Origin of the sequence: Nonomuraea sp. SBT364 (assembly GCF_001083785.1) — a bacterium.
Taxonomy (GTDB): domain Bacteria; phylum Actinomycetota; class Actinomycetes; order Streptosporangiales; family Streptosporangiaceae; genus Nonomuraea.
In genome coordinates, this window is sequence record NZ_LAVL01000116.1 from 21,282 (window position 1) to 27,620 (window position 6,339).

General features: G+C 73.3%; 6 protein-coding genes. All 6 read right to left on the minus strand.

Annotated elements, in window-relative coordinates; genetic code table 11:
- Positions 1-142: 142 nt before the first annotated feature.
- Positions 143-2,992, minus strand: a complete 2,850-nt coding sequence (locus ADY59_RS34375) for a CDP-glycerol glycerophosphotransferase family protein (protein WP_231619028.1) — start codon at positions 2,990-2,992, stop codon at positions 143-145.
- A 102-nt stretch (positions 2,993-3,094) separates the two neighbouring features.
- Positions 3,095-3,409, minus strand: coding sequence for an MGMT family protein (locus ADY59_RS34380; RefSeq protein ID WP_049571299.1), 315 nt, complete (start codon positions 3,407-3,409; stop codon positions 3,095-3,097).
- Entirely contained in the window at positions 3,397-3,756 is a 360-nt protein-coding gene (locus ADY59_RS34385; protein ID WP_049571300.1) for a hypothetical protein, read from the minus strand. The genes ADY59_RS34380 and ADY59_RS34385 overlap by 13 nt, the downstream gene beginning before the upstream one ends.
- A 22-nt stretch (positions 3,757-3,778) precedes the next feature.
- The gene (locus tag ADY59_RS34390) at positions 3,779-4,939 is read right to left on the minus strand and encodes a S8 family serine peptidase (RefSeq protein ID WP_049571301.1); all 1,161 of its coding nucleotides are present in this window, start codon (positions 4,937-4,939) and stop codon (positions 3,779-3,781) included.
- Entirely contained in the window at positions 4,933-5,733 is an 801-nt protein-coding gene (locus ADY59_RS34395) for a hypothetical protein (protein WP_156325908.1), read from the minus strand. The genes ADY59_RS34390 and ADY59_RS34395 overlap by 7 nt, the downstream gene beginning before the upstream one ends.
- A 158-nt stretch (positions 5,734-5,891) precedes the next feature.
- The coding region (locus ADY59_RS34400; protein WP_049571308.1) for a S8 family serine peptidase at positions 5,892-6,339 on the minus strand (448 nt) is incomplete at its 5' end.

A 6,339-nucleotide genomic window follows, 5' to 3' on the forward strand; every position in this document is an offset into this window, starting at 1 on the left:
CGCACCAATCGCCAGGTCTGACCACTCACAGCACTAGATTCCACCAGACCACAGGGGTAGATCGTGCCGACTTGCCCGGTCTCCCCGCGCGGACGCCTACGTTATCGGGGCAAATTTCAGGATCCGCCCCGACACGCCGTCGTCAGAAAACGTGGTCCACCACGCGCGCCGTCGCCTTGCCGTCGTCGCGCGGGGCGAACGTGGCCCGGAAGGCGTCATAACGGTCGGCGTGCGCCGCCGCGACCTCGTCGACGGAACGCAGGGCCTCGATCACCTCGGCCGAGGTCGACAGCACCGGCCCCGGCGCGATCTCGGGCAGATCCACGTACATTCCCCGCTTGGCGGAGTACTTGGCCAGGTCGTACCCGTACAGCACGATCGGCCGCCCGGTCACGGCGAAGTCGAACATGACGGACGAGTAGTCGGTGACCAGCACGTCGGCCACGAGCAGCAGATCCGCAATATCGGGATAAGTCGTGACGTCGCGGGCGATGTCGGGGACGGCGGGCATGGCCTGCATGGGGTGAGCCCGTACCAGAAGCTCGTGGTCGGCGCCCAGCGCCTCACGCGCCTTGGCCAGGTCGAGCTTGACCATGGCGTTCTTGCGGTCGTAGTCACGCCACGTCGGCGCGTACAGGACCACCCGCTTGCCCTCGGCGAGCCCGAGCCGCGCGCGCACGGCGGCGGCGAGCTCGTCGCGCTCGGGCGAGGTGAGCACGTCGTTGCGCGGCAGCCCGCTCTCCAGCACCTCGCCCTGGTAGCCGAACGCCTTGCGCAGCACCGGCGTGGCCCACGGCGACTGCGACAGCAGCACGTCCCAGCCGCGCACCTCGGCGGCCTGCCGGTGCCAGACCGGCGGCTTGGGGTCGCGCCGCATGTGCGCCTGGTCGTTGCCGATGTGCTTGACGGGCGTGCCGTGCCAGGTCTGCACGACGACCTGGCCCTCGCGGGAGCGGAACCAGACGGGCAGGAAGGCGTTGGTGACGATGTAGCGCGAGCGGGCCAGCGCGGCGTGGTGCTCACGGCTGCCCGCGCGCACCGAGGTGGCCCCGCTGGGCGGGGTGAACGCGCCGTCCTTGACGATCCAGATGTGCTCGCGGTCGTCGCCGCGCCGCACCCGCTCCTCGTAGATGGCCCGGACGCTGTCGGCGTACATGCGGCCGTCGTTGACCACGTAGACGGTGGCGTCGCCGAGCGGCTCGGTGCGCTGGGCCGGGTAGAAGACGCGGCGCAGCACGTGGGTGCCCGCGACGCCCTTCTCGGCGGCGGGCCGCTCCTCCTCCGACACCACCACGGGCACGTCGAAGCGGGTGGAGACCATGCGGAAGGAGTGGCCGCCGAGTACGCGCGGGTCCTCGTCGAGCGTCTCCAGCGCGGCGTGGTCCATGCGCACCGGCACGATCTCGCCGGACGGGTGCCGGACGGACATCTGCCAGGTGCCGGACGACAGCGGCACGGCCTCGCCGAAGCGGTCCATGAAGCCGGGCTGGATCCGCACGGTGAAGTCTTCGCCCGAGCGGTCCATCGGAAGCTGGTAGGACAGGCCGGAGCGGTGGCGCAGCGTCAGCGAGCGCGCCCCCTCCTCGTCGGGGTAGTGGCCGCGCAGGACGAGCGCGGGCCCGTCCCAGACCGCCGAGGAGATCACCGGCCTGATGCGGTGCGCGGAGATCACCACGCGGTCGCGCCGGTCGCCGAGAACGGTGATCTCGCGGTCACCGGCCACCGCCCTGGTGCCCTTGAGGGCGCCGAGCATGACGGAGGCCGCCGGGTCGCCCTTGGGCTCGACCCACAGCCGCCGCCCGTCCTTCTCCTGCAGCAGCGCGGGCACGGCCAGGGTGAGCAGCACGTCGGTGCCCTCGCCCGCGGGGGTGAAGTCGGCGGCGATGCGGTGGCCGCCGAGCCGGGCGTGGCCCTTGGTCACCGCCCGGTCGGGCAGGTGGATCTTCAGCTGGAGGCGCTCGTCGTCGACGGTGACGCCGGTGAGCTCGGCCCGGTTGGGCTGGAGCACGACCTGCAGGGCGCGGTCGGAGGTCCAGACGGGCCTGGCCCACCAGCCGGGCCTGAGCCGGCGTCCGGCGGGCCGCTCGCTGCGGCCGACGGAGGCGCCGCGCAGCAGGCCGGTGGCGCGGGCGCCACGGCTCCAGAACACGATCTCGGCCCGCCACGTGGTGGTGTCACGCACGGCGGGACGGCGGCGCAGCCCGCGCCGCACCCCGGAGACCAGGCCGCGCACGGCACCGCGCCAGCGCAGCGCCCACGGGCTCAGCTCGGCGTGGAAGCCCGACCAGTCGTAGTTGCAGCCCGGCTCGCGGGCCCCGTGGGTGGCCTCGGGGGCGAGCACGCGGCGGGTGCGCAGCCGCACGGGCGGCAGCCAGCGCGGGCCGCGCAGCACCACGGTCGCCCGGTTGAACCGGCGGCTGCGGACCGACAGGCCGGCCAGGTAGGCGAAGCCGGTGATGCGCAGCTTGCCGTCGACCCACACGATGTCGTCGATGTGCGTGACCGGCACCAGGTCGGCGCGCCGCAACTGGAACAGCTCGGCGGGCAGCTCGTCGCGGAACGGCAGGTCGGCGTACCAGCGCAGGCCCTTGCGGATGCGCTTGGACGGCTCGGCGGCGGCCGCCACGACCTTGGCCAGGGTCTCGCCCTCGACGATCTCGTCGTCGGCGCGGTGCTCGATCAGGTGGCAGACGAGGCGGCGGGCCACGGGCAGCTCGCGCTTGACCCCCGCGTCGACGCCGGCCAGGTAGGGGCGCAACAGGTCGACGAGCTCGCGCCGGCGGGCGGCGCCGCGCTTGACCGCCAGGTCCATCCGGGCGCCGAGGGGGCCGCTCAGCACGTCGGCGTCGAACGCCGAGTCGCGGCCGCCCGGCCCGACGGCACGCATCACCGCGTCGAGCGGCTCGCCACGGTCGCAGAGATCCTGGACAGCCTTGAGGCGGTCGGTGACCGCATCGCCGCCCGGGCTCTGGGCAGTTACGCCGGTAGCCATCGGGAAGGCACCGCCTTTCGGGCCGCGTCAATGTTCTGCCCATGGTAATAGGAGTCACCTACTACCAAATCGCCCATTCAGGGAACCAGCAGGTCAGCGCCCTTACTGAGAATCGGCTGAACGCCCGTCCCAGCGGGCCGCCCGCATGTCCACGCGGTCGCCGCGCAGCGCCGTGCCTTCCTCGCGCCAGTGCGCCAGGCACCGTCGCACGTGGTCAGGGGCCGCGCCGGTGCCGTCGGCGTGCACGACGCGCCACCACGGCACGCCGCCGCCCCAGACGGCCATCACCCGGCCCACCTGCCGGGGACCGCCCTCGCCCAGGTATTCGGCGATGTCGCCGTAGGACATGACCCTGCCGGGCGGGATGCGTTCGACCAGCTCCAGCACCCGCTCGGCGAAGGGGTTCAGGGGCTCCATGCCGCCGGACCGGCGTCGATCATCTGGTCCAGCTTGCCGAGCTCGGTCGCCGCCCCGTCGGACAGCACCTCCACCACGCCGTCGCGCAGCGTGTAGATCTCGCCGTCCTCGCCGACGAGCCGGGCGCCGAGCACGGCCGCCAGCCGGACGAGCTGGGCCACCTGCCAGTCGGAGCCGGGCGCCCCGATCACCTGCTCACGCCATGCTCCCACGGCATGCGTGCCGTCGCCGTGCCTGGCGACGATCTCGTCCGATCCGCGCAGTTCGAAACCGGCCGGCGCGATCGCCTTCGCGACCTCCGCGAAGGCCAGTGGCGCCTCACGAACCACGCGTAGCTCGTATCCCATGACGGGGGACCATAGCGGATCTTTACTCCCTGCGCTGATTGAGCAGCACGATCGCCCCGCAGAACATGACGAGGGCCACCAGAACCCCTACGCCGTACAGCCACAGCCTCCACGGATCGGGGCCGGGGGCGGACGGCTCCGGGGAGTCCTCGCCCTGCCCGAAGTGCTGGTCAGCCGGGACGGGGACCGCGCGCGTCTGGCCGGCGAACCGTTCGGCGGCGTTCAGCGCGGCGCCCGCGTCGACCACGCCGAACCCTGTCCTGTCGTCGTAGCCGGCGGCCGGGCGGCCCCTCGCCCCGGTGGCCAGCGCCTGCGACACCTGCTCCGGCCGCAGGTCCGGGTAGCGGGCCTTGATCAGCGCCGCCACCCCGGCCACCAGCGCGGCCGCCGAGCTGGTGCCCTCGGACAGCTCGTAGCCGCTGCCGCGCTTGACCACGGGCACGCCCGAGCCGGGCGCGGCGACGAGCACCGACAGGTTGTCGCTGCTGTACGGCGCGGCCTTGCTCGCCTTGTCCACGGCCGCGACGCCGATGATGCCCGGGTAGCCCGCCGGGAAGCTCCAGTAGGAGGTGCCGTTCTCCTTGGTGTAGTTGGTCTGCCCGTCGTTGCCCACGGCGGCGACCAGCACGACGCCCTTGCCCAGCGCGTAGGAGACGGCCTCGCGCTCGGATCTGTGCGGCCCGTAGTTGCCGATCGACATGCTGATGACCTTGGCGCCGTGGTTGGCGGCGTAGCGCAGGGCGCGGGCCAGCGGGCTCTCGGCGCCGCCCTGCTCGTTCAGCAGCGGTGGCGCGATCTGGTTCTCCTGGTCCTCGTCCACGGCCAGCGGCAGCGACAGCACCCGGGCCTCGGGGGCGACGCCGACGAACCCGCCTCCGGCGCCCGATCCGGCGATCAGCGCGGCCATGGCGGTGCCGTGCTCGCCGGGCGCCACCTCGCGCGGCCGGGCCGCGCCCGAGCTCATGTCGGGGCCCAGGACGACGCGCCCGCGCAACTCCTTGACCTCGGCGTCGACGGCGCTGTCGATCACGGCGACGGTGACGCCCGCGCCCTTGGTGACGTTCCACGCCTGCTCGACGTTGAGCGCGTCGAGCACCCACTGCTGCTGCTCCCGGATGGGCGCGTCAACGGGGGCGTGCAGGGCCAGCATCGCGGCGGTGAGCACGCGGACGGCGGTCAGCACACGTTCCCCTGGGTGCAGGGCGGCACCTTGGGCGGGTCCGCCAGGAAGTAGGCGATCTGGTTGCCGACCGACTTGGCGGCCGGCCAGAGCTCGCTGTGCAGGATCTCCTCCGGGGGGACCGCGGCCCGGGTGCGGCCGTCGGCGTAACCGGCGGCCGAGAACACGATGTACGGACCGGCGCCCACCCAGCCGGTGCGCTGGCGCTGCTGCACGCCGAACCGCTCGGTCACGGTGCCGGGGAAGGCCACGGGCAGCACGCCGACGCGGTCGTCCTGGGTGAGCTGGTCGGTCACCGACGCCCTGGCCGCCTCGTCCTGCAGCACGGCCACGCCCACGGTCATGACGAACGTGGAGGTCTGGTCGACGTAGGTGGCGCGCAGCACGGTGACGCAGCCGTATTCGTCCAGCACCCCGGCCACCGAGGGGTCGACGGCCTCGCGGCACGAGGTTTCGGGGGCGATGCCGACCCGCTTGGCGTACTGCTGGGCGCGGTCGAGCCCGAGGTACTTCACCTCTTCGGGGAAGACGCCGGTGGCGGGCCACGCCTGCCAGCGGCGGGCGATCTCCTCCTGTTTGTAGCGGTTCTGCTCCTCGGCGGTCAGCGGCCGCGAGCGGGTCTCCTTGAACAGGCCGACGGTGCCGAGCAGCACGACCACGGCCGAGACGGCCACGATGACGGTGAGGAGCGCCACGAACATCCGCCGGTAGCGCACGCCCTGCTGGATGGAGTCGGTCTCGGCGCGTTCGGCTGCCGCCCGCCTGCTCCGGGTGCCGGCCGTCGGCCAGTCGCGCACGCGTGACCGGCGGCCGGTGGTGGCGCCGAGCGGATTGCTCCGTCCCGGCGTGCTTCCTCCCCCGACGCGCGGTAGTCCTGAGGTAGGCCTACGTGCCTTCACCACCGCCTCGTTCCCAGCTCGGCTTCGTGTCTATTTCGTCCCCCTAACGGGGCGGATCATGCCTCTTGGCCATTGTGTGCGCGTCGCCCCCTTCTGACCAGGGCAAAGATAGTCGCCAGCGAGCCCAGCGCGACCACCGCCAGCGCCGCCGCCAGGCCCCCGTGGAGCAGGATGTGCTCGCCGTCGCGGTGCACGACCTGGATGGCGGCCGGCGGCGCCGCCCCGAGCGGCCTGGCCGGGTCGTGCGCCTGCGCGCCGGCGGCCGTCTCCGTGTGCCCGGCCAGCCGTTCCGCCTCGGCCAGCGCCCTGGCGGCGTTGACCACGCCGAACCCGGTGCCGGTGTCGTAGCCGCCGGGCGGCCGGTCGTCGGCGCTGGCGGCGAGGGCCTGCACGACCAGCGGCGGCGACAGGTCCGGATGTTCGGCCTTGATCAGGGCGGCCACCCCCGACACCAGCGCGGTCGCCTGCGACGTGCCCCGGCCCACCCAGTACGCGTCGCCCGGC

What these genes read in the sequence shown, in the direction of transcription:
- ADY59_RS34375 (WP_231619028.1), bottom strand. Translation starts at nt 2,992, where the DNA reads ATGGCTACCGGCGTAACTGCCCAGAGCCCGGGCGGCGATGCGGTCACC.
- ADY59_RS34385 (WP_049571300.1), bottom strand. Translation starts at nt 3,756, where the DNA reads ATGGGATACGAGCTACGCGTGGTTCGTGAGGCGCCACTGGCCTTCGCG.
- ADY59_RS34380 (WP_049571299.1), bottom strand. Translation starts at nt 3,409, where the DNA reads ATGGAGCCCCTGAACCCCTTCGCCGAGCGGGTGCTGGAGCTGGTCGAA.